The organism is Enterobacter sp. CP102 (assembly GCF_025152625.1).
In the GTDB taxonomy this organism is placed as follows: domain Bacteria; phylum Pseudomonadota; class Gammaproteobacteria; order Enterobacterales; family Enterobacteriaceae; genus Enterobacter; species Enterobacter soli.
This window is the reverse complement of the sequence record NZ_CP104014.1, coordinates 1,281,052-1,303,547: the sequence shown is the minus strand read 5'-3', so window position 1 is coordinate 1,303,547 and position 22,496 is coordinate 1,281,052. Positions and strand designations below refer to the sequence as shown.

The window sequence follows — 22,496 nt, the reverse complement described above, 5'->3', positions numbered from 1 at the left end:
AACAACAGGGGCGGGACCTCCTGCCCTCTCGATTGTCGGGAAGCACGGACAGACTATACGTTGAGTGGTCGTTCCCCACTCAGCGCGAAAATTAGCTTCTCACCAATCTTCGAGGGTAGCGCTGCTACCCTTTTTTTTCTGGAGTTTATTATGTCAATCGACTGGAACTGGGGCATTTTTCTGCAACAAGCCCCGTTCGGCAACACCACCTATCTTGGCTGGTTATGGAGCGGCTTTCAGGTCACTGTCGCGCTATCCATTACGGCATGGATAATCGCGTTTCTTGTCGGCTCGCTGTTCGGTATTTTACGTACCGTCCCTAACCGCTTTCTTTCAACCCTTGGCACCCTGTATGTGGAACTGTTCCGTAACGTTCCGCTGATTGTGCAATTCTTTACCTGGTATCTGGTTGTGCCTGAACTGCTGCCTGAAAATATTGGCATGTGGTTTAAGTCAGAACTCGATCCGAACATTCAGTTCTTTGTCTCCTCGATGCTTTGTCTGGGGCTGTTTACCGCGGCCCGCGTGTGCGAGCAGGTACGTGCGGCCATTCAGTCCCTGCCTCGCGGGCAAAAGAATGCCGGTCTGGCGATGGGCCTAACGCTGCCACAAACCTACCGTTATGTGCTGCTGCCTAACGCTTACCGCGTGATTGTTCCACCAATGACTTCAGAGATGATGAACCTGGTGAAAAACTCAGCCATCGCCTCCACCATCGGTCTGGTTGATATGGCGGCACAGGCAGGCAAACTGCTGGATTACTCCGCCCATGCGTGGGAATCCTTCACCGCGATAACGCTCGCCTATGTTCTGATTAACGCTTTCATCATGCTGGTGATGAACCTGGTTGAACGCAAAATTCGCCTGCCGGGCAATCTGGGAGGCAAATAATGTACGATTTTGACTGGAGTTCCATCGTTCCTTCCATGCCATACCTGCTGGATGGCCTGGTGATTACCTTAAAAATCACCGTTATCGCCATCGTCATTGGTATTGTCTGGGGAACATTGCTGGCGGTCATGCGCCTGTCGAGCTTTAAACCGTTCGCCTGGTTTGCTACCGCCTACGTTAACGTCTTCCGCTCCATTCCGCTGGTCATGGTGCTGCTGTGGTTTTATCTGATTGTTCCAGGCTTCTTGCAGAACGTCCTGGGGCTATCACCGAAAACCGACATCCGCCTGATCTCAGCGATGGTGGCGTTCTCCATGTTCGAGGCCGCTTACTACTCAGAGATTATCCGTGCGGGTATCCAGAGTATCTCGCGTGGGCAATCCAGTGCTGCACTGGCGCTGGGGATGACGCACTGGCAGTCGATGCAGCTCATCATTCTGCCGCAGGCGTTTCGCGCCATGGTTCCACTCCTGCTGACTCAGGGCATCGTGCTGTTCCAGGATACCTCTCTGGTATACGTACTCAGCCTGGCAGACTTCTTCCGTACCGCTTCCACCATCGGTGAGCGTGATGGTACGCAGGTCGAGATGGTCCTCTTCGCAGGTGGGGTCTATTTTGTGATTAGTTTAAGCGCGTCGCTGTTGGTCAGCTGGCTGAAGAAAAGGACTGTATAATGATTTCCCTGAAAAATGTTTCTAAATGGTATGGGCACTTTCAGGTGCTGACCGACTGCTCAACCGAAGTGAAAAAAGGCGATGTGGTGGTGGTGTGCGGGCCGTCCGGTTCCGGTAAATCTACGCTTATCAAAACCGTCAACGGCCTGGAGCCGGTGCAGCAGGGTGAGATCCTCGTTAACGGCACCAAAGTTAATGACAAGAAAACCAATCTGGCTCAGCTACGCTCCCACGTCGGGATGGTGTTCCAGCATTTTGAGCTGTTCCCGCACCTCTCCATTATCGAAAACCTGACCCTGGCTCAGGTAAAAGTGCTTAAACGTGATAAAAAACTCGCGCGCGAAAAAGGGCTGAAGTTACTGGAGCGCGTGGGGCTTTCCGCTCACGCCGATAAATTCCCGGCGCAGCTTTCCGGCGGTCAGCAGCAGCGTGTGGCGATCGCCCGCGCGTTGTGTATGGATCCGGTAGCCATGCTCTTTGATGAACCCACCTCTGCGCTCGATCCTGAAATGATCAACGAAGTGCTGGATGTGATGGTTGAACTGGCGCATGAAGGGATGACCATGATGGTGGTGACGCACGAAATGGGCTTCGCCCGTAAAGTGGCCAACCGCGTGATCTTTATGGATGAAGGCAAGATCGTAGAAGACTCGCCGAAAGAAGAGTTCTTCGCCAACCCGAAATCTGAACGCGCAAAAGACTTTCTCGCCAAAATCCTGCATTAATCCTCTCAGTGCGCAATCTGCGGATTGCGCACTGCTTCACGCTTTACATCTCTTCTTCTCGTCGGCGTCACATTGCAGCGTTACCCTTGTCACAAAATAACGCTAAAAATGGAGAACTCTATGGCACTGCCTATCATTCTCGATTGCGATCCAGGTCATGATGACGCGATCGCCCTCGTCCTTGCTCTTGCCTCCCCTGAACTGGACTTAAAAGCTGTCACCTCGTCAGCCGGAAACCAGACCCCGGATAAAACCCTGCGCAACGTGTTGCGGATGCTCACGCTGTTAAAACGCACGGATATTCCGGTGGCAGGCGGTGCGGTTAAGCCGCTAATGCGCGAGCTGATCATTGCCGACAATGTGCACGGCGAATCAGGGCTTGACGGCCCGGCACTGCCGGAACCGGGATTTGCGCCGCAAAACTGCACGGCCGTTGAGCTGATGGCGAAGGTGCTGCGTGAAAGTGCTGAACCCGTGACGCTGGTGGCAACCGGCCCGCAAACTAACGTCGCACTGCTCTTAAACAGCCACCCGGAACTGCATAAGAAAATCGCCCGCATCGTGATTATGGGTGGTGCGATGGGGCTTGGGAACTGGACGCCTGCGGCGGAGTTCAACATCTTTGTCGACCCGGAAGCAGCGGAAATTGTCTTCCAGTCGGGTTTACCGATTGTGATGGCGGGGCTGGATGTTACCCACCGCGCGCAGATTATGGCGGACGATATTCAGCGCTTCCGCTCGGTGGGCAACCCGGTTGCGACAACCGTGGCCGAACTGCTCGACTTCTTTATGGAGTATCACAAAGCCGAGAAGTGGGGCTTTCACGGCGCACCGCTGCACGACCCGTGCACCATTGCCTGGCTGCTGAAGCCTGAGATGTTCACAACCGTGGAACGCTGGGTGGGCGTGGAAACCGCGGGGAAATATACCCAGGGGATGACGGTGGTGGATTACTATTCGCTGACCGGAAATAAACCTAATACGACACTGATGGTGGATATCGATCGGGAAGCGTTTGTGGATTTGCTGGCGGAGAGGCTGGCTTATTATTCTGCGGCCTGATGCCCTCACCCTGGCCCTCTCCCTGTGGGCTGAGGGTTCCCCAGTAATTTGTGTCTTTAATTCAGCGATGACATTACGCCATTGAAATAAAAGGCTTACAGCAGTGCCATGGTCCGGCCGAAAATCGCCGAAGCGTTTCCTGTAGGCCGGGGCGAGGCGCATGGATGCGCCGAGAGGGCGCGACTTGCATGGACGCTGCATCGCGCCCGACCCGAAAGCCGAAAGGAATAAGCTGAGGGTACCGCGAAGCGGCGATTTTCTTGCCGGGAGCCCGGGTCGCCAGGGTAGCGGCGGTGAGCTACCCTGGCACGTTCACCGGTAATGTAGTGACAGAGTAGCAAGGAATATAAAGTGAACGGAATGACCACCTGAGCTGTATGTTCCCCCTCACCCCAACCCTCTCCCCAAAAAGGAGAGGGAGCCGTCCGTGCTCGTATTTTTGTGGGGATTCCTCAACCCTGTGGGAGAGGGAACAAACCAGCACTGTTACCTAGGGCTCAAACGGCCGACGCTGGAACTGATCGTGCCCGCATTTTGGGCAACGCGGCAGCACATCAGGCGTATACACCGCAATGTAGTGATGGCACTTCTCACACACCAGATTTCCCAGCCCCACCACTTCACCACTGTGGTACACACCATGATGATTGAGATCCTGGAACACCTCGCGCCACTCCAGCTGGGTTTTGTCGGTGATATCGACCAGCTCCTGCCACAGACTCTCTTTAATCACGCGCATAAAAACGCTGTCGGTGATTTCGTCCTGACTCTCTTCGTAACTGCGCGCAAACTCTTCCAGATCGCGCCGCACAGCACGTGTTACCTCATCCACTTCCGTTCGCGTTAACTCACCCGTTTGCATCACTCTTACTCGCGCCTGTTCAACCAGCGCATCAATATCTCTTTCACCATTACGCAGGCGTTCCGTGAGTGTGGCGACCAGTTCGCGGTAAAATTGAGCAACCTTGTTCATCATTTTGCCTCCCGGGTAAGTAACTATCTCTAATAGTAGACCTTATTTCATCGCCGCTTTGCCAGGTGCAGCACAGACCCGGTAAATTCCTGCAAAGCGCATTTGCGTGAAAGGCTGTTTTGACGCGGACGTTTGGGCTATGCTATGCGGATCTGAAATACCACATCCATTGGCTACATTTGTAGCTGTATTGAAAACAGGACCACTGGCTGCCATGCAAGAGCAATACCGCCCGGAAGAGATAGAATCTAAAGTCCAGCAACACTGGGACGAGAAGCGCACTTTTGAAGTCACCGAAGACGAGAGCAAAGAGAAGTATTACTGCCTGTCGATGCTTCCCTATCCTTCTGGTCGACTACACATGGGCCACGTGCGTAACTACACCATCGGTGATGTGATTGCACGCTACCAGCGCATGTTGGGCAAAAACGTTCTGCAACCTATCGGCTGGGATGCATTCGGCCTGCCTGCTGAAGGTGCTGCGGTTAAAAACAACACTGCACCAGCACCGTGGACCTACGACAACATCGCTTACATGAAAAACCAGCTCAAAATGCTGGGCTTTGGTTACGACTGGAGCCGCGAGCTGGCCACCTGCACCCCGGAATACTACCGCTGGGAGCAAAAATTCTTCACCGAGCTGTACAAAAAAGGCCTGGTGTACAAGAAGACCTCTGCCGTTAACTGGTGCCCGAACGACCAGACCGTTCTGGCGAACGAACAGGTTATCGATGGCTGCTGCTGGCGTTGTGACACCAAAGTTGAGCGTAAAGAGATCCCACAGTGGTTTATCAAAATCACCGCTTACGCTGACGAACTGCTGAATGATCTGGATAATCTGGATCACTGGCCAGATACCGTTAAGACCATGCAGCGTAACTGGATCGGCCGTTCTGAAGGCGTAGAAATCACCTTCAACGTTGAAAACTACGATCAAACGCTGACCGTCTACACCACTCGCCCGGATACCTTCATGGGCGCGACCTACCTGGCAGTTGCCGCAGGTCACCCTCTGGCGCAGAAAGCTGCCGAAAATAACCCGGTACTGGCTACCTTCATCGACGAATGCCGCACAACCAAAGTGGCCGAAGCCGACATGGCGACGATGGAGAAAAAAGGCGTTGATACCGGCTTTAAAGCCATTCACCCACTGACTGGCGAAGCGATCCCGGTCTGGGCGGCAAACTTCGTTCTGATGGAATACGGCACAGGTGCCGTGATGGCCGTTCCGGGCCACGATCAGCGCGACTACGAGTTTGCATCCAAATACGGTCTGGCCATCAAGCCAGTCATTCTGGCGGCTGACGGCTCTGAACCTGATTTGTCCGAACAGGCACTGACCGAAAAAGGCACCCTGTTTAACTCTGGTGAATTCAGCGGTCTGAGCTTTGAAGACGGCTTTAACGCCATTGCCGACAAACTGGCAGCAAAAGGTGTTGGTGAGCGCAAAGTGAACTTCCGTCTGCGCGACTGGGGTGTTTCCCGTCAGCGTTACTGGGGTGCGCCAATCCCAATGGTGACCCTGGAAGATGGCACTGTGCTGCCAACCCCAGAAGATCAACTGCCGGTTATCCTGCCAGAAGATGTGGTCATGGACGGTATCACCAGCCCGATCAAAGCCGATCCTGAGTGGGCGAAAACCACCGTGAACGGCCAGCCTGCGCTGCGTGAAACCGACACCTTTGACACCTTCATGGAATCTTCCTGGTATTATGCGCGCTACACCTGCCCGCAGTATCAGGACGGGATGCTGGACTCGAAAGCCGCTAACTACTGGCTGCCGGTTGACATCTACATCGGTGGTATTGAACACGCGATCATGCACCTGCTCTACTTCCGCTTCTTCCATAAGCTGATGCGTGATGCAGGCCTGGTGAACTCTGATGAGCCAGCAAAACAGCTGCTGTGTCAGGGCATGGTATTGGCAGATGCCTTCTACTATGTTGGCGTGAACGGCGAGCGTAACTGGGTTTCTCCGAAAGACGCGATTGTTGAGCGTGACGAGAAAGGCCGCATTGTGAAGGCCAAAGACGGCGAAGGTCATGAACTGGTGTATACCGGCATGAGCAAGATGTCCAAGTCCAAAAACAACGGCATCGACCCGCAGGAAATGGTAGAGCGTTACGGCGCAGATACCGTGCGTCTGTTCATGATGTTCGCTTCCCCGGCTGACATGACGCTGGAGTGGCAGGAATCAGGCGTTGAAGGCGCTAACCGCTTCCTGAAACGTGTCTGGAAACTGGTTTACGAGCACACCTCTCAGGGTGATGCACCTGCGCTGAACGCAGCAGCACTGAGCGAAGATCAGCAGGCGCTGCGCCGTGATGTTCATAAAACTATTGCCAAAGTGACCGATGATATTGGTCGTCGTCAGACCTTCAACACCGCAATTGCGGCTATTATGGAACTGATGAACAAGCTGGCGAAAGCACCACAGGAAGGCGAGCAGGATCGCGCATTGATGCGTGAAGCGCTGCTGGCCGTTGTGCGGATGCTGAACCCGTTCACACCACACGCAAGCTTCACGCTGTGGCATGAGCTGAAAGGCGAAGGCGATATCGACAACGCACCATGGCCGGTTGCCGACGAATCAGCCATGGTGGAAAACACCACGCTTGTGGTAGTGCAGGTAAACGGCAAAGTACGCGGTAAAATTACCGTGGCTGTTGATGCGACCGAAGAACAGGTTCGCGAGCGCGCGGGTCAGGAACATCTGGTTGCGAAGTATCTTGAGGGCGTTACCGTACGTAAGGTTATCTACGTACCAGGTAAACTGCTGAATCTGGTCGTTGGCTAAGCGCGGGAGGAAACGTGCGACAACTGGCAACAATACTCTTATCTCTGGCGGTGCTTGTCACCGCTGGTTGTGGCTGGCACCTGCGCAATACCACGGCAGTGCCTGCCCAGATGAAAACCATGATCTTCGATTCATCGGATCCGAACGGTCCGCTTAGCCGGGCAATTCGCAGCCAGCTGCGCCTGAACGGTGTTGAGCTTATCGAGAAAGGAACGCTGCGCCAGGATGTGCCGTCTCTGCGTGTTCTGGGTATGACCCTGAGCAAAGACACGGCGTCTATCTTCCAGGACGGCCGTACCGCTGAGTACCAGATGGTGATGTCGGTTAGCGCTGCTGTACTGATCCCGGGTAAAGACATTTATCCAATCAGCACGAAGGTCTACCGTTCGTTCTTTGATAACCCACAAACTGCGCTGGCAAAAGACGCCGAGCAGCAAATTATCATTAACGAAATGTACGACAAAGCAGCTGAACAGCTGATCCGTAAACTGCCTAGCATTGAGGCAACTTCTAAAGAAGGTGCTGATATCATCGATAAACCGGATGCCAATGCGCTGCCGGTTTCTACCTCGATGGGTAACTGATGATCAGGTTGTATCCTGAACAACTCCGCGCGCAGCTCAATGAAGGGCTGCGCGCGGCGTATCTGCTGCTCGGAAACGATCCGTTATTGCTTCAGGAAAGTCTTGATGCCGTCAAACAGGCTGCGGCGGCGCAGGGCTTTGATGAACACCACACCTTCCAGCTTGATAACAACACAGACTGGAATGCCCTCTTCTCGCTTTGCCAGGCGATGAGCCTGTTCGCATCGCGCCAGACGATTCAGATCCTGCTGCCGGACAATGGTCCTAACGCGGCCATCAATGAACAGCTGGCGACGTTGGTGAGTTTGTTACACAGCGATCTGCTGCTGATTGTGCGCGGCAATAAGCTGACCAAAGCTCAGGAAAACGCGGCATGGTTTACCCAACTCGCGGCGCACTCCGTACTGATCACCTGTCAGACACCCGAACAGGCACATCTGCCAAAATGGGTTTCCGCGCGGGCAAAACAGCACAATCTCCAGCTGGATGACGCAGCCAATCAGCTGCTTTGCTACTGCTACGAGGGTAACCTGCTGGCACTGGCGCAGGCGCTGGACAGACTTTCCTTGCTGTGGCCCGATGGCAAACTCACGCTGCCGCGCGTTGAGCAGGCGGTGAATGATGCCGCGCACTTTACCCCGTTCCACTGGGTTGATGCCCTGCTGTCGGCGAAGAGTAAACGCGCTCTGCATATTTTGCAGCAGCTGCGTCTTGAAGGCAGTGAGCCAGTTATCCTGCTGCGAACGGTACAGCGCGAGCTGTTACTGTTGACCAACCTGAAACGTCAGTCTGCGCATACGCCGCTGCGTTCCCTGTTCGACAAACACCGCGTGTGGCAAAACCGCCGCGCCATGACCACCGAGGCATTAAATCGCCTGAGTCATGAACAGCTTCGCCAGGCCATACAATTGCTGATGCGCGCTGAGCTGACGCTAAAACAGGATTATGGTCAGTCGGTCTGGGCTGAGCTGGAAAGTCTTTCTCTGCTGCTTTGCCACAAGGCGCTGGCAGACGTTTTTATCGATGGATAATATGCATTCTCTTCAGGCATTGTATGGCGGCACCTTCGACCCGGTTCATTACGGGCATCTGAAACCGGTGGAGATACTGGCGAACCAGATAGGCTTGCAGCGTGTGATAGTCATGCCAAATAACGTTCCACCGCATCGCCCTCAGCCGGAAGCCACCAGCGAACAGCGCAAAGAAATGCTGGCGCTGGCGATAGCGGATAAACCGCTGTTTACGCTTGATGAGCGGGAATTGCGGCGCGACACACCTTCCTGGACATCCCAAACGTTGCAGGAATGGCGCGCCGAAAAAGGGCCGCAACAGCCGCTGGCGTTTATTATTGGCCAGGATTCTCTGCTCAATTTTCCCAGCTGGCATAAGTACGAAACCATTCTGGAAAACAGTCATTTGCTGGTTTGCCGCCGTCCGGGTTATCCGCTGACCATGCGAGAAGAACAACATCAGCAGTGGCTGGAAGCGCACCTGACAGACAATGTGGAAGATCTCCATAATCAGCCTGCCGGGAAGATTTATCTGGCAGAAACACCCTGGTTTGATATTTCGGCCACCATTATTCGCGAACGCCTGCAACAAGGGCTCGCCTGTGATGACCTGCTGCCAACGGCTGTGCTGGCATATATTCACCAGCACGGGCTGTATCAGAAAAGTACCGAAGAATAAGCATGATGCAGGAAAAAGCCTGTTATTCGCTATCCTGCCTTGACAGGCCTGACCATGCTGATATTCTCCGCTGCCAGACTTTCCCGCCGATCATTGCTTTACAGAAATTGTTTTACAAAAATGGCGATGCAATCTCAGGCGGAGGGTGGGATGATACCCGCCTTCAAAAGCCCGGCCGGTGACATTTGTCCCGACACTGGCGTCAGTTCAGGTATACTGTCTGGCCACGAATTTATAGTTGCACAATCTCATTCACCCAGGGGGAAAACTTGCAGGGTAAAGCACTCCAGGATTTTGTTATCGACAAAATTGATGACCTGAAAGGTCAGGACATCATCGCTATCGACGTTAAGGGCAAATCCAGCATCACCGATTGCATGATCATTTGCACCGGTACATCGACTCGCCATGTGGTGTCAATTGCCAACCATGTGGTTCAGGAATCGCGTATGGCTGGCCTGTTGCCGCTTGGTGTTGAAGGCGAAGCCACCGCTGACTGGGTTGTTGTCGATCTCGGCGATGTTATTGTCCATGTTTTACAGGAAGAGAGCCGTCGCCTGTATGAGCTGGAAAAACTCTGGGGTTAATGCGTGAAGTTGCAGCTAGTAGCCGTCGGCACAAAAATGCCGGACTGGGTACAAACGGGTTTTACTGAATATCTGCGTCGTTTCCCGAAAGATATGCCGTTCGAACTGGTGGAGATCCCAGCAGGAAAGCGCGGCAAGAACGCGGATATCAAACGTATTCTCGAGAAAGAGGGAGAGCTGATGCTGGCTGCCGCAGGCAAAAACCGCATCGTCACCCTCGATATTCCAGGCAAGCCCTGGGATACGCCGCAACTGGCGCACGAGCTGGAGCGCTGGAAGCAGGATGGTCGTGACGTCAGTCTGTTGATTGGCGGGCCAGAAGGGTTATCCCCTGCCTGTAAAGCGGCAGCAGAACAAAGTTGGTCTCTCTCCGCGCTGACTCTCCCCCACCCGCTTGTTCGGGTACTGGTGGCAGAAAGCTTGTACCGCGCGTGGAGCATTACTACCAACCACCCATATCACCGCGAGTAGTGACTGACCAGGGTAGATTAAGCAGCGGATGAAACTACAGAATTCTTTTCGCGACTATACGGCTGAGTCCGCGCTGTTTGTGCGCCGGGCGCTGGTCGCCTTTACGGGGATTTTGCTGCTTACCGGCGTGCTGATCGCCAACCTTTATAATCTGCAAATTGTCCGCTTTACCGATTACCAGACGCGTTCCAACGAAAACCGTATCAAACTGGTTCCCATCGCCCCGAGCCGCGGCATTATTTACGATCGTAACGGCACGCCGCTTGCACTTAACCGCACCATCTACCAAATCGAGATGATGCCGGAGAAAGTGGACAATGTGCAGGATACGCTCGATGCGCTAAAAAGCGTTGTCGACCTTAACGATGACGATATCGCAGCGTTCAAGAAAGAGCGCGCGCGTTCACACCGCTTCACCTCCATTCCGGTCAAAACGAACCTGACGGAAGTCCAGGTTGCCCGTTTTGCGGTAAACCAGTATCGCTTCCCCGGAGTCGAAGTTAAAGGCTATAAACGCCGCTTCTACCCTTTCGGTTCGGCCCTGACGCACGTTATTGGCTACGTATCCAAAATTAACGATAAAGACGTCGACAGACTCGATAAAGACGGCAAGCTGGCGAACTACGCCGCAACGCATGATATCGGTAAGCTGGGGATTGAGCGTTATTACGAGGACGTTCTGCACGGCCAGACCGGTTATGAAGAAGTTGAAGTCAATAACCGTGGCCGCGTGATCCGCCAGCTGAAAGAAGTGCCTCCGCAGGCGGGACACGACGTTTACCTGACGCTCGATCTGAAACTGCAACAATATATCGAAACCCTGCTGGCTGGCAGCCGTGCCGCGGTTGTCGTGACCGACCCTCGCAGTGGCGGCATCCTGGCGATGGTATCCATGCCAAGCTACGACCCGAACCTGTTTGTCGACGGGATCTCCAGCAAAGACTACTCTGGCCTGCTGAACGACCCAAACACGCCGCTGGTCAACCGTGCGACCCAGGGGGTTTACCCTCCGGCATCTACGGTTAAACCGTATGTGGCCGTTTCGGCCCTCAGCGCGGGGGTAATTAACCGTAATACCAGCCTGTTTGACCCTGGCTGGTGGCAGTTGCCGGGTTCCGATAAACGCTACCGTGACTGGAAAAAATGGGGCCACGGTCATCTGAACGTCACGAAATCACTGGAAGAGTCGGCGGATACCTTCTTCTACCAGGTGGCCTATGACATGGGTATTGACCGTCTGTCACTGTGGATGAGTAAGTTCGGCTACGGACATTACACCGGTGTTGACCTGTCGGAAGAGCGTTCTGGCAACATGCCAACCCGTGAGTGGAAGCTGAAGCGCTTTAAAAAGCCGTGGTATCAGGGTGATACCATTCCTGTGGGTATCGGCCAGGGCTACTGGACGGCAACGCCGTTGCAGATGAACAAAGCAATGATGATCCTCATCAACGATGGCGTGGTAAAAGTGCCTCATCTGCTCATGAGCACGGTGGAAGACGGTAAGAAAGTACCGTGGAACCAGCCACATGAAACGCCGGTTGGGGATATTCACTCTGGTTTCTGGGAAATCGCAAAAGACGGTATGTACGGCGTAGCCAACCGTCCGAACGGTACGGCCCATAAATACTTCGCCGGTGCGCCGTATAAAGTGGCAGCTAAATCCGGTACTGCGCAGGTATTTGGCCTGAAAGCGAACGAAACCTATAACGCGCACCGAATTGCTGAGCGTCTGCGTGACCACAAGCTCATGACGGCGTTTGCCCCCTATGATAACCCGCAGGTTGCGGTGGCGATGATCCTGGAGAACGGCGGCGCTGGCCCGGCTGTTGGTACGATCATGCGCCAGATCCTCGACCATATTATGCTGGGTGACAACAACACCGAACTGCCGACTGAAAACCCGGCATCCGCTGCGGCGGAGGACCAATAATCATGACGGATAATCCAAATAAAAAATCGCTGTGGGATAAAATCCACATCGACCCTGCCATGCTGCTGATCCTGCTGGCTCTGCTGATCTATAGCGCCCTGGTTATCTGGAGCGCCAGCGGCCAGGACATCGGCATGATGGAACGCAAAATCGGCCAGATCGCAATGGGCCTGGTGATTATGGTCGTGATGGCGCAAATCCCGCCGCGCGTCTATGAAGGCTGGGCGCCTTATCTGTACATTTTCTGTATTGTCCTGCTGGTGGCGGTAGATGCCTTCGGCGCGATTTCCAAAGGTGCGCAGCGCTGGCTGGATCTGGGTATAGTCCGCTTCCAGCCGTCAGAGATAGCGAAAATCGCCGTCCCGCTGATGGTGGCGCGCTTTATCAACCGCGACGTCTGCCCGCCGTCATTGAAAAACACCGCCATCGCGCTGGTGCTGATTTTCCTGCCAACCTTACTGGTTGCCGCACAGCCTGACCTCGGTACCTCGATTCTTATCGCGCTGTCCGGTCTGTTTGTGCTGTTCCTGTCGGGTCTGAGCTGGCGTTTGATTGGTATCGCGGTTGTGCTGATTGCCGCCTTCATCCCGATCCTCTGGTTCTTCCTGATGCATGATTACCAGCGCCAGCGCGTGATGATGCTTCTCGACCCGGAAACCGATCCGCTGGGTGCGGGCTATCATATTATTCAGTCGAAGATTGCGATTGGCTCCGGGGGTCTGCGCGGTAAAGGCTGGCTCCACGGTACGCAATCACAGCTTGAATTCTTACCAGAGCGCCACACTGACTTTATCTTTGCGGTTCTGGCGGAAGAGCTGGGGCTGGTTGGCATCTTAATCCTGCTGGCGCTCTACGTGCTGCTTATCATGCGTGGGCTCTGGATTGCGGCACGCGCACAAACCACGTTCGGCCGCGTGATGGCCGGCGGGTTGATGTTGATTTTATTCGTTTATGTCTTCGTAAATATTGGTATGGTGAGTGGTATTCTGCCGGTTGTAGGCGTACCGCTGCCGCTGGTCAGTTACGGGGGCTCGGCACTGATCGTGTTGATGGCCGGGTTTGGTATCGTGATGTCGATCCATACCCACAGAAAAATGTTGTCCAAAAGCGTATAAAAATAAGGGGATCGCAATGCGTAAGCAGTGGCTGGGTATCTGCATCGCAGCAAGTTTGCTTGCAGCCTGTTCAAGTGATGATGGTCAGCAGCAGGCGACCGTCGCGCCGCCGCAGCCTGCGGTCTGTAATGGCCCGATTGTTGAAATCAGCGGTGCCGATCCAAGTTATGAACCGCTGAACGCAACGGCAAATCAGGATTATCAGCGCGATGGCAAGAGCTACAAAATTGTGCAAGACCCGTCACGCTTTAGCCAGGCAGGTTTTGCCGCCATCTACGATGCAGAGCCAGGTAGCAACCTGACGGCATCGGGCGAAACGTTCGATCCCGCGCAGATCACCGCAGCACACCCGACGCTGCCGATACCAAGCTATGCCCGTATCACGAACCTGGCGAATGGTCGCATGATCGTCGTGCGCATCAATGACCGTGGACCGTACGGTAACGACCGTGTGATTTCACTGTCACGTGCAGCCGCTGACCGTCTGAACACGTCGAACAACACCAAAGTGCGTATCGATCCAATCATCGTTGCGCAGGATGGTACGCTTTCTGGCCCGGGTACAGCCTGTACCACCGTTGCCAAGCAGACCTATGCCCTTCCCTCACGCCCGGACTTAAGCGGTGGTATGGGTGGCGCATCTTCTCCGGCTGAGCCTGCTGCACCTCAGGGTGAAGTTCGTGCAATCAGCAATGATACCTTGCAGAGCGATGACAGCACTGGCGCGCCAGTGAAGAGCAGCGGTTTTCTCGGTGCGCCGACAACCTTAGCGGCAGGTGTACTGGAAGGTAGCGAGCCAACGCCTGCGCCCGTTGTTGCTGCGCCGGTAACGCAGCCTGCAGCGGTGACTGCACCAGTGGCAACCCAGAGCGCGGAAGTTGCTGCGCCAGCTGCTGCAAGCGGTGGTTTTGTCGTTCAGGTGGGTGCGGTAAGTGACCAGGCGCGTGCAAAACAGTACCAACAGCGTTTGAGTCAGCAATTCAGCGTGCCAGGACGCGTTGAGCAAAATGGCGCAGTCTGGCGTATCCAGATGGGGCCGTTTGCCAGCAAATCACAGGCGTCTGCCCTGCAACAACGCCTGCAAAGCGAAGCGCAATTGCAATCATTTATCGCTGTTGCGAAATAACTCATCGGCGGTATCCGAATTGTCGATTTGTGTAACTAACATTCACAAACTCGCACTGAAAGTCGGATGCCTGCCTGTATAGCATTTGCTATAGTAAGGCACTTTTTTTAATTCCATCACGGATGTCGTAGTTCTGACCATGAAGACCACTTTTTCTGCTCGTTTTGTGCAGCGCATGGCGCTGACCACGGCCCTTTGCGCAGCTGCACTCTCTGCCGCTCACGCCGATGACCTGAATATCAAGACCATGATCCCTGGCGTTCCGCAAATCGACGCGGAATCCTACATCCTGATCGATTACAACTCTGGCAAAGTTCTGGCAGAACAGAATGCCGACGCCCGCCGCGATCCGGCCAGTCTGACCAAAATGATGACCAGCTACGTTATCGGTCAGGCCATGAAGGCAGGTAAATTTAAAGAAACCGACCTGGTCACCATCGGAAACGATGCGTGGGCGACAGGTAACCCGGTCTTTAAAGGTTCATCGCTGATGTTCCTGAAACCTGGAATGCAGGTTCCTGTATCTCAGCTGATCCGTGGTATCAACCTGCAATCTGGTAACGATGCCTGCGTGGCAATGGCCGACTTTGCTGCCGGTAGCCAGGACGCGTTTGTTGGCCTGATGAACAGCTACGTGACCGCTCTGGGCCTGCAAAACAGCCACTTCCAGACCGTTCACGGCCTGGATGCTGAAGGCCAGTACAGTTCCGCACGTGATATGGCGCTGATTGGTCAGGCGCTTATCCGCGACGTGCCTAACGAATACTCCATCTATAAAGAAAAAGAGTTTACCTTCAACGGTATCCGCCAGACTAACCGTAACGGTCTGCTGTGGGACAACAGCCTGAACGTAGACGGCATCAAGACCGGTCACACCGATAAAGCGGGTTATAACCTGGTTGCCTCTGCCACTGAAGGCCAGATGCGCCTGATTTCTGCCGTTATGGGTGGTCGCACCTTTAAAGGTCGTGAAACCGAAAGCAAAAAACTGCTGACCTGGGGCTTCCGTTTCTTCGAAACCGTGAACCCACTGAAAGCAGGTAAAGAATTTGCTTCTGAGCCAGTCTGGTTTGGTGACAACGATCGCGCCTCCCTGGGCGTGGACAAAGATCTGTATCTGACCATTCCGCGCGGCCGCATGAAGGATCTGAAAGCCAGCTACGTGCTGAACAGCACTGAGCTCCATGCTCCGCTGCAGAAAAACCAGGTTGTGGGCACCATTAACTTCCAGCTGGATGGCAAAACCATCGATCAGCGCCCACTGGTGGTGCTGCAAGAAATTCCTGAAGGCAATTTCTTCGGCAAAATCATTGATTACATTAAATTGATGTTCCATCACTGGTTTGGATAAAAATTGAACACTTGAAAGTGTGATTTTGATCCCCATATACTACCTATCCTGATAACTCCCACCTGACGTGGGAGTTATTATTTTTTGACGTTACGCCGGAGCTGACATGAAAACCAAACTTAACGAACTGCTTGAATTCCCTACCTCATTTACTTACAAAGTAATGGGTCTGGCGAAACCTGAGCTGGTTGATCAGGTGGTTGAAGTGGTACAGCGCCATGCGCCGGGCGACTACTCTCCGTCAGTAAAACCAAGCAGCAAGGGCAACTACCACTCGGTTTCTATTACCATCACTGCCACGCACATTGAGCAGGTTGAGACGCTGTACGAAGAGCTCGGCAATATCGAAATTGTTCGTATGGTGCTGTAGTCCCTCTGCGGTTACCCGGTTTGCCGGGTAACCCCTCTCCCCGCTGTGATATAATCCCTTCACCTTTTCTCCCTTGTCTTCGGAGACACAGTTTTGTACCAGGATAAAATTCTTGTCCGCCAACTCGGGCTGCAACCTTACGAGCCTGTCTCCCAGGCCATGCATGACTTCACCGATTCTCGCGATGAAACGACACCTGATGAAATCTGGCTGGTAGAACATCTGCCGGTGTTTACTCAGGGGCAGGCTGGCAAAGCAGAACATCTGCTGACGACCGGCGACATTCCGGTCATTCAGAGCGATCGCGGTGGACAAGTCACCTATCACGGTCCGGGCCAGCAGGTAATGTATGTCCTGCTGAACCTGAAACGCAGAAAACTTGGCGTACGTGAACTGGTCACGCTGCTGGAACAAACCGTGGTGAACACGCTGGCGGAATATGGCATAGATGCCCATCCCCGGGCCGATGCGCCAGGTGTGTACGTTGGAGAGATGAAGATCTGCTCGCTGGGTCTGCGTATTCGTAAGGGCTGTTCGTTCCATGGGCTGGCGTTAAATATTAATATGGATCTCGCACCGTTCTTACGCATCAACCCATGTGGATATGCCGGAATGGAAATGACGCAAATGCGTCAGTGGGTCGAAACAGCCACACCTGATATTATTCGACCGGTGCTGTTGAGCAACTTGTTAGCACTACTTAACAATCCACCTCACGAATATATCCCTGCTTAATATATCATACATGATGGCTTGATTATTTGACGAGCCATCACTTATTTCCCGCTTTTACGCTTTACAATAATCCGCAGATTCTATATTTTCGAAGCGCCTGAACGCGTCCGCATATTAGCGCTATAAATTATTTAGCCCACAGCCAGAGCTGATTGAGAGGCTCATGTAGCTTGCGTGATAATCACACAACTGTTTGTTTTTGATAAACAAGTGGCGTCTACAAAACGCTTTACGAATCTCTACAGGCATAATAAATAATTTCAACTATCATTCATATTGTGAATGAATACGGAGTGAAAGCGTGGAGTATAATAATTTACCAGCAAAACGCCTGAATGAACCCGGTAGTGAAGATAAACCGCAAATTTTTCGGACATTACGTAATATTGATCTCAATTTACTGACTATTTTTGAGGCAGTATATGTCCACAAGGGTATCGTTAACGCTGCGAAAATTCTTAATCTCACGCCCTCTGCAATTAGCCAGTCAATTCAGAAATTGCGCGCTATATTTCCCGATCCCTTATTTATCCGTAAAGGCCAGGGCGTGACGCCTACAGCCTATGCGACCCACCTGCATGAGTACATCAGCCAGGGGCTGGAATCGATTCTGGGCGCGCTGGACCTGACCGGGAGCTACGACAAGCAGAGAACGATTACCATCGGTACATCACCTTCTGTTGGCGTTCTGGTCATGCCCATCATCTATCAGGCGGTGAAACAACACGCGCCACAGCTGCTGCTGCGTAATGTTCCCGTCAGTGAGCCTGAAATTCAGCTCTCACAATTCCAGACCGACCTGATTATCGACAGTAATAATTTTAACGCCAGAGCACTGGGGCAGAACGTCCTCTATGCTGACAGCCTGACGCTGGTGTGTCGCCAGCATCATCCGGCGCTCAGCCAACCTCTGACGCTGGAGAACTTACGCGGCTACGAGCATTCATCGTTCATGGCCGAAGGGCAAAGCATGAACGTTCTGCGCCAGCGCTTAGACGAGATTTTCCCGGAACGTCAGGTGAGCTTCAGCAGTTACAATATGTTTACGATGGCGTCCCTGATTAGCAGTAGCGATATGCTTTGCGTTATGCCTGCCCGGCTGTTCTCTTTGCTGCGCAAATGCTGGCCACTGGAGAGCATCCCCTTACCGCAGCTGAACACTGAATCTATTGAAATTTCTCTGCATTACAACAAACTCAGCCTGCGCGATCCGGTACTCGAAACCGTCATTAACGTCATCCGCCAGGCCTTCTGACAGACCCATTCAGTACAAGCCCCTGCCAGGTGCGGGGCAAAAGGCACAAAACAACAACTATTTTACAATTTGGCGACCTGGCAGGCTGCTTTATCGACCGTTTCAATGATATACTGCCTGTCGTTCGTTCAAAAATAGTTGATAAATACAACATTCCCTTGAATTGAAACGCTTTCCTTCGATATTCGCAACTGGAACACGCACGCTATGAGTAAACCCATTGTGATGGAACGCGGTGTTAAATACCGCGATGCCGATAAAATGGCCCTTATCCCGGTTAAAAACGTGGCTACAGAGCGCGAAGCGCTGTTAAGAAAACCGGAATGGATGAAAATCAAACTTCCGGCAGACTCTTCGCGTATCCAGGGGATCAAAGCGGCGATGCGTAAAAATGGCCTTCACTCTGTATGTGAAGAAGCCTCTTGCCCCAACCTTGCTGAATGTTTCAACCACGGCACAGCGACCTTTATGATCCTGGGTGCTATTTGTACCCGCCGCTGTCCGTTCTGCGACGTAGCACATGGTCGCCCTGTTGCGCCTGATGCTAACGAACCGCAAAAACTGGCTCAGACGATTGCCGACATGGCGCTACGCTATGTAGTAATTACCTCTGTTGACCGTGACGATCTGCGTGATGGCGGTGCTCAGCACTTTGCTGACTGTATCACTGCTATTCGTGAGAAAAGTCCAAACATCAAAATTGAGACGCTGGTACCGGATTTCCGTGGACGTATGGATCGTGCGCTGGATATCCTGACCGCAACGCCGCCGGATGTGTTCAACCACAACCTGGAAAACGTACCGCGCATTTACCGTCAGGTTCGCCCTGGTGCAGATTACAACTGGTCCCTGAAGCTGCTGGAGCGTTTTAAAGAAGCGCACCCGCATATCCCGACCAAATCAGGCCTGATGGTTGGCCTCGGTGAAACCAATGCCGAGATCATTGAAGTCATGCGCGATCTGCGTCGCCACGGCGTAACCATGCTGACGCTGGGCCAGTATCTGCAACCTAGCCGCCATCACCTGCCAGTGCAGCGTTATGTTAGCCCTGATGAGTTCGATGAAATGAAAGCCGAAGCAATGGCAATGGGCTTTACCCATGCAGCCTGCGGCCCGTTTGTTCGCTCGTCATACCACGCTGATATGCAGGCGAAAGGCGAAGAAGTTAAATAAATTAGAAATATTTATTTACAGTTACGTCATAAAAAAACCGGCCATTGAGCCGGTTTTTTTCGCAAGCCCTCAGGCCATGCTCTTACTCTTTGTGAGAAAGCTTCTCAGCAGGGACGTCATCCTCGGCGCTTTTCTTCGCAGCCGCATCATCGTCATTCATCGCTTTCTTGAAGCCTTTAATTGCTGCACCCAGGTCACCACCCAGTGTGCGTAACTTCTTGGTACCAAACAGCAGGACGACCAGTGCGGCAACCACCAGCAGTTTGGTAATACTAATCTCACCCATAGATACCTTCTTTACATAAAACAGGCTGCATTCAGCGCCAAAAACCTGATCTTATTAACGGTCATTTGACGCGCGCACACAATAGCAATCTGTAACAAGGTGAATCAAGCATTGTTGAAAAAAACATCAGAATAATTGCGGTGGCGCAAACCGGCGATTTTGCAGAACAGGTAATTGCTGGCGCGCAAGCGCTATTCGGGCTGAAAATATCTCGGTCATCAGCAACGTCGGCGCTTCCGCAGCTGCGGCGACCGTCACCCCCAGCGGATCAACAACCCGGCTCTGGCCAATATTCTTATTTCCGCACTCCCCGGCAGCCACAATATAGCAGGTAGTGTCGAGTGCACGGGCAGCAAGCAGCGTTGCCCAGTGGTGCTCTTTAAGCGGCCCTTTTACCCACGCCGCAGGCAATACCAGCACATCAGCCCCATTAAGGGCCAGGCTCATCGCCATCTCAGGGAAACGCACATCGTAGCAGGTCATCAACCCGATATTCAGGCCGCTGATGTTAATCAATGGCGGCATGACGTCGCCTGGGTCAACCAGGCGTGACTCCTGAATACTGAATGCATCGTAGAGATGTAATTTAGCGTAGCTTGCGATAATCGCACCGTCACGGATCGCCACAAGGGTGTTCACCGCCCTTCCCGGTGAAGACGGAACATGGATAGTCAGCACCGTGGTCAGTTGATTACCGGCGCTTTCATGAAGCAACAGCTGCAAAAAACCGCCATCCAGCGGCTGAGCTGATTTCACCGACATATCCGGGTCATTATCATCACGCGCCAGCAGCGCTTCAGGGAGCACCAGCAACGATGCCCCCTTCTGCCGCGCCTGAGCCATCAGGGCCACGCAGTTTTGCGCATTCTCTTCCCAGCGCGGCGTTACCGCAAACTGCCCTACCGCAACATACATATTTGTCCCCCACTCATAATCGGCGTTAAACTCGATGCTCTTACACATCAAATAGCAGGTATTTAGCGTGTTACAACTACTTTTAGCCGTTTTTATTGGTGGTGGTACAGGGAGCGTTGCGCGGTGGTTCTTAAGTATGCGGTTTAATCCCATGCATCAGGCGATCCCTATGGGCACGCTTGCCGCTAACCTGATTGGCGCATTTATTATTGGTATGGGGCTGGCCTGGTTCAACCGAATGACCAATATCGACCCGATGTGGAAGGTTTTGATCACCACCGGTTTCTGTGGCGGCCTGACAACATTCTCGACCTTCTCCGCCGAGGTGGTGTTCCTGTTCCAGGAAGGGCGATTCACCTGGGCATTGACCAACATTGCGATCAACATGCTGGGTTCGTTTGCGATGACGGCTATCGCATTTTGGTTATTTTCCTCCGCCAGCCCGCAATAACGTCACGAGCGTTAATGTTGGCTTAACTTTTCTCTGTCACTCTGGTTGCAATACTGAACGAGGGTGACGGAATGAAAGACAGTTTGATGAGCGCAGGAATGGTGTTGCTGAGCGTACTGATCATCGCCAGCTTCCTGAAAATTTATTTTCTTGGCTGATTTAAAACGAAAAAAACCCGCTCAATGAGCGGGTTTTGAAATTCTTGCTGACGCGTCTGAATTACAGAGCGATTACGTTAGCAGCAGAAGGGCCTTTGGCACCGTTAGTGATTTCAAACTCAACGCGCTGACCTTCAGCCAGGGTTTTGAAACCATTAGTCTGGATTGCAGAGAAGTGTACGAACACGTCTTTGCTGCCATCTTCTGGAGTAATGAAACCGAATCCTTTGGACTCATTAAACCACTTAACGTTACCTTTAATCTTAGACATCAAAATTACCTTTACATTAAAAAACGACACAAATGCTGTGTCGGGTATCAGTACAACAATTGTGGGACGTTTTGTCCAGCGGATCTTTGATAAAAAGTGACAAAAGTCGCGTTAATTTTCACTGACGGATTTTTATTCTTTATGATTCAAGGACAGTACGTTTTTTCGCCATCATGTAAAGTTTTTTCAGTTAAAACTGAAAACGCATCCACGCGAAGTAAACGTTACCGTTGTTGTAAGTTCCTGGAATATACGTCATCTGGAAGGTTGCAGGACCGTAACCAATGGACGCCAGTGGCAAGATCACCGGAATAGGGATGTAATTCCAGTTATCGCGCGCGGTAACCCCTGCGGTATAGCCCAGACCCACGTGGAAGTTATCGTCCGCTAATGGTCGCCAGGTTTTCTCCCAACCGTAGCCGCCAATCGGTTCCCATTTGTTAAAGGAATCTTTAAAGGCCATCAGGTAGATGCCGTGCCAGTTCCCTTTTTCATCCCAGCGTGACTGGCCAAAACCTGCACCCCACGGGCGCTCGTTGTATTTGTCAGTCTTTTCTTTGTCATACGCAAAACGCGCGTGCCACGTTATTGCCGGAATATAAAGGTCATAGTGCTCTGGCTCCTTCCAGGTTTGCGCGACGTTATCCGTAAAAGTTGAGAACCAGCCCTTATCCGTCGCGCTTTCTTCTGCCTTAGCAACAGAAGAAAATGTTAACTGCCCAAAAATAAACAATAAAATCAAGTAAAACTTATTTCGTACGATCACAATGCAATTACCATTCTTAGTATTCGGGGCAAAGTTTACCATAGAATAGTTGAATGGTAACTTAACGGCATCAGCGTTATTCCTAATTAATACCGTTTATTCTGGGAATATTCCGAAGTTGCATTATCCTGTATGCCTGAA

24 protein-coding genes are annotated in these 22,496 nt (G+C 52.7%); 19 read left to right on the top strand and 5 right to left on the bottom strand.

The features are described 5' to 3' along the window. Positions 1 to 150: 150 nt before the first annotated feature. The 4 genes from gltJ (at position 151) to rihA (ending at position 3,352) form a co-directional block, all read left to right on the top strand. The gene (gltJ, locus tag N1249_RS06075; RefSeq protein ID WP_217186161.1) at positions 151 to 891 is read left to right on the top strand and encodes a glutamate/aspartate ABC transporter permease GltJ; all 741 of its coding nucleotides are present in this window, start codon (positions 151 to 153) and stop codon (positions 889 to 891) included. Then, on the top strand, positions 891 to 1,565 hold the full coding sequence (gene gltK, locus N1249_RS06070; protein ID WP_014069336.1) for a glutamate/aspartate ABC transporter permease GltK: 675 nt from the start codon (positions 891 to 893) through the stop codon (positions 1,563 to 1,565). Before gltJ ends, gltK begins: the two co-directional genes overlap by 1 nt. Beyond that, positions 1,565 to 2,290, top strand: coding sequence for an amino acid ABC transporter ATP-binding protein (locus N1249_RS06065; protein ID WP_014069335.1), 726 nt, complete (start codon positions 1,565 to 1,567; stop codon positions 2,288 to 2,290). Before gltK ends, N1249_RS06065 begins: the two co-directional genes overlap by 1 nt. A 120-nt stretch (positions 2,291 to 2,410) precedes the next feature. Next, on the top strand, positions 2,411 to 3,352 hold the full coding sequence (rihA, locus tag N1249_RS06060; protein WP_259835434.1) for a pyrimidine-specific ribonucleoside hydrolase RihA: 942 nt from the start codon (positions 2,411 to 2,413) through the stop codon (positions 3,350 to 3,352). Positions 3,353 to 3,842: 490 nt separating this feature from the next. Here the strand turns inward: rihA and N1249_RS06055 are convergent, their stop codons facing one another. After that, the gene (locus N1249_RS06055; RefSeq protein WP_259838001.1) at positions 3,843 to 4,325 is read right to left on the bottom strand and encodes a zinc ribbon-containing protein; all 483 of its coding nucleotides are present in this window, start codon (positions 4,323 to 4,325) and stop codon (positions 3,843 to 3,845) included. A gap of 214 nt (positions 4,326 to 4,539) precedes the next feature. On the opposite strand from N1249_RS06055, the gene leuS reads away from it, so the two are divergent. From leuS to lipA, 14 genes are all read left to right on the top strand, one after another. After that, positions 4,540 to 7,122, top strand: a complete 2,583-nt coding sequence (leuS, locus tag N1249_RS06050) for a leucine--tRNA ligase (RefSeq protein ID WP_257272665.1) — start codon at positions 4,540 to 4,542, stop codon at positions 7,120 to 7,122. Between the two features lie 14 nt (positions 7,123 to 7,136). Next, positions 7,137 to 7,706: an LPS assembly lipoprotein LptE gene (gene lptE / locus N1249_RS06045; RefSeq protein ID WP_259835429.1), complete on the top strand. Its 570-nt coding sequence runs from the start codon at positions 7,137 to 7,139 to the stop codon at positions 7,704 to 7,706. Continuing rightward, positions 7,706 to 8,737, top strand: coding sequence for a DNA polymerase III subunit delta (gene holA, locus N1249_RS06040; RefSeq protein ID WP_217186164.1), 1,032 nt, complete (start codon positions 7,706 to 7,708; stop codon positions 8,735 to 8,737). Before lptE ends, holA begins: the two co-directional genes overlap by 1 nt. Continuing rightward, on the top strand, positions 8,730 to 9,395 hold the full coding sequence (gene nadD / locus N1249_RS06035; protein WP_014069329.1) for a nicotinate-nucleotide adenylyltransferase: 666 nt from the start codon (positions 8,730 to 8,732) through the stop codon (positions 9,393 to 9,395). The genes holA and nadD overlap by 8 nt, the downstream gene beginning before the upstream one ends. A gap of 269 nt (positions 9,396 to 9,664) precedes the next feature. Further along, positions 9,665 to 9,982, top strand: coding sequence for a ribosome silencing factor (gene rsfS, locus N1249_RS06030; RefSeq protein WP_014069328.1), 318 nt, complete (start codon positions 9,665 to 9,667; stop codon positions 9,980 to 9,982). 3 nt (positions 9,983 to 9,985) lie between these two features. Then, positions 9,986 to 10,453 (top strand): 23S rRNA (pseudouridine(1915)-N(3))-methyltransferase RlmH, encoded by a 468-nt coding sequence (gene rlmH, locus N1249_RS06025; protein WP_014069327.1) that lies wholly within the window; start codon positions 9,986 to 9,988, stop codon positions 10,451 to 10,453. Between the two features lie 28 nt (positions 10,454 to 10,481). Further along, positions 10,482 to 12,383, top strand: a complete 1,902-nt coding sequence (gene mrdA, locus N1249_RS06020) for a peptidoglycan DD-transpeptidase MrdA (protein WP_014069326.1) — start codon at positions 10,482 to 10,484, stop codon at positions 12,381 to 12,383. Between the two features lie 2 nt (positions 12,384 to 12,385). Further along, entirely contained in the window at positions 12,386 to 13,498 is a 1,113-nt protein-coding gene (gene mrdB, locus N1249_RS06015; protein ID WP_259835417.1) for a peptidoglycan glycosyltransferase MrdB, read from the top strand. A gap of 16 nt (positions 13,499 to 13,514) precedes the next feature. Next, on the top strand, positions 13,515 to 14,624 hold the full coding sequence (rlpA, locus tag N1249_RS06010) for an endolytic peptidoglycan transglycosylase RlpA (protein WP_014069324.1): 1,110 nt from the start codon (positions 13,515 to 13,517) through the stop codon (positions 14,622 to 14,624). A gap of 139 nt (positions 14,625 to 14,763) precedes the next feature. Further along, positions 14,764 to 15,975, top strand: coding sequence for a D-alanyl-D-alanine carboxypeptidase DacA (gene dacA / locus N1249_RS06005; RefSeq protein ID WP_259835413.1), 1,212 nt, complete (start codon positions 14,764 to 14,766; stop codon positions 15,973 to 15,975). A gap of 106 nt (positions 15,976 to 16,081) precedes the next feature. Continuing rightward, positions 16,082 to 16,345 (top strand): DUF493 family protein YbeD, encoded by a 264-nt coding sequence (gene ybeD / locus N1249_RS06000; protein ID WP_006177135.1) that lies wholly within the window; start codon positions 16,082 to 16,084, stop codon positions 16,343 to 16,345. A gap of 93 nt (positions 16,346 to 16,438) precedes the next feature. Further along, positions 16,439 to 17,080: a lipoyl(octanoyl) transferase LipB gene (gene lipB, locus N1249_RS05995; RefSeq protein WP_166717382.1), complete on the top strand. Its 642-nt coding sequence runs from the start codon at positions 16,439 to 16,441 to the stop codon at positions 17,078 to 17,080. Between the two features lie 301 nt (positions 17,081 to 17,381). Continuing rightward, the gene (locus N1249_RS05990) at positions 17,382 to 18,335 is read left to right on the top strand and encodes a YbeF family transcriptional regulator (RefSeq protein ID WP_259835400.1); all 954 of its coding nucleotides are present in this window, start codon (positions 17,382 to 17,384) and stop codon (positions 18,333 to 18,335) included. A gap of 207 nt (positions 18,336 to 18,542) precedes the next feature. Further along, complete coding sequence (gene lipA / locus N1249_RS05985) at positions 18,543 to 19,508, top strand: lipoyl synthase (RefSeq protein WP_006809637.1); 966 nt, start codon at positions 18,543 to 18,545, stop codon at positions 19,506 to 19,508. Between the two features lie 82 nt (positions 19,509 to 19,590). On the opposite strand, the gene tatE is transcribed toward lipA, so the two are convergent. Further along, the gene (gene tatE, locus N1249_RS05980; protein ID WP_014069320.1) at positions 19,591 to 19,794 is read right to left on the bottom strand and encodes a twin-arginine translocase subunit TatE; all 204 of its coding nucleotides are present in this window, start codon (positions 19,792 to 19,794) and stop codon (positions 19,591 to 19,593) included. A gap of 126 nt (positions 19,795 to 19,920) precedes the next feature. Next, the gene (locus N1249_RS05975; protein WP_259835393.1) at positions 19,921 to 20,709 is read right to left on the bottom strand and encodes a deaminated glutathione amidase; all 789 of its coding nucleotides are present in this window, start codon (positions 20,707 to 20,709) and stop codon (positions 19,921 to 19,923) included. Positions 20,710 to 20,776: 67 nt separating this feature from the next. On the opposite strand from N1249_RS05975, the gene crcB reads away from it, so the two are divergent. Continuing rightward, positions 20,777 to 21,160, top strand: coding sequence for a fluoride efflux transporter CrcB (gene crcB / locus N1249_RS05970; RefSeq protein WP_259835385.1), 384 nt, complete (start codon positions 20,777 to 20,779; stop codon positions 21,158 to 21,160). Positions 21,161 to 21,379: 219 nt separating this feature from the next. Here crcB and cspE read toward each other — a convergent pair whose 3' ends face one another. Together cspE and pagP are read right to left on the bottom strand one after the other, a co-directional pair. After that, positions 21,380 to 21,589, bottom strand: a complete 210-nt coding sequence (gene cspE / locus N1249_RS05965) for a transcription antiterminator/RNA stability regulator CspE (protein WP_000034825.1) — start codon at positions 21,587 to 21,589, stop codon at positions 21,380 to 21,382. Between the two features lie 190 nt (positions 21,590 to 21,779). Then, positions 21,780 to 22,397: a lipid IV(A) palmitoyltransferase PagP gene (gene pagP, locus N1249_RS05960; RefSeq protein WP_259835381.1), complete on the bottom strand. Its 618-nt coding sequence runs from the start codon at positions 22,395 to 22,397 to the stop codon at positions 21,780 to 21,782. Between the last annotated feature and the right edge of the window lie 99 nt (positions 22,398 to 22,496).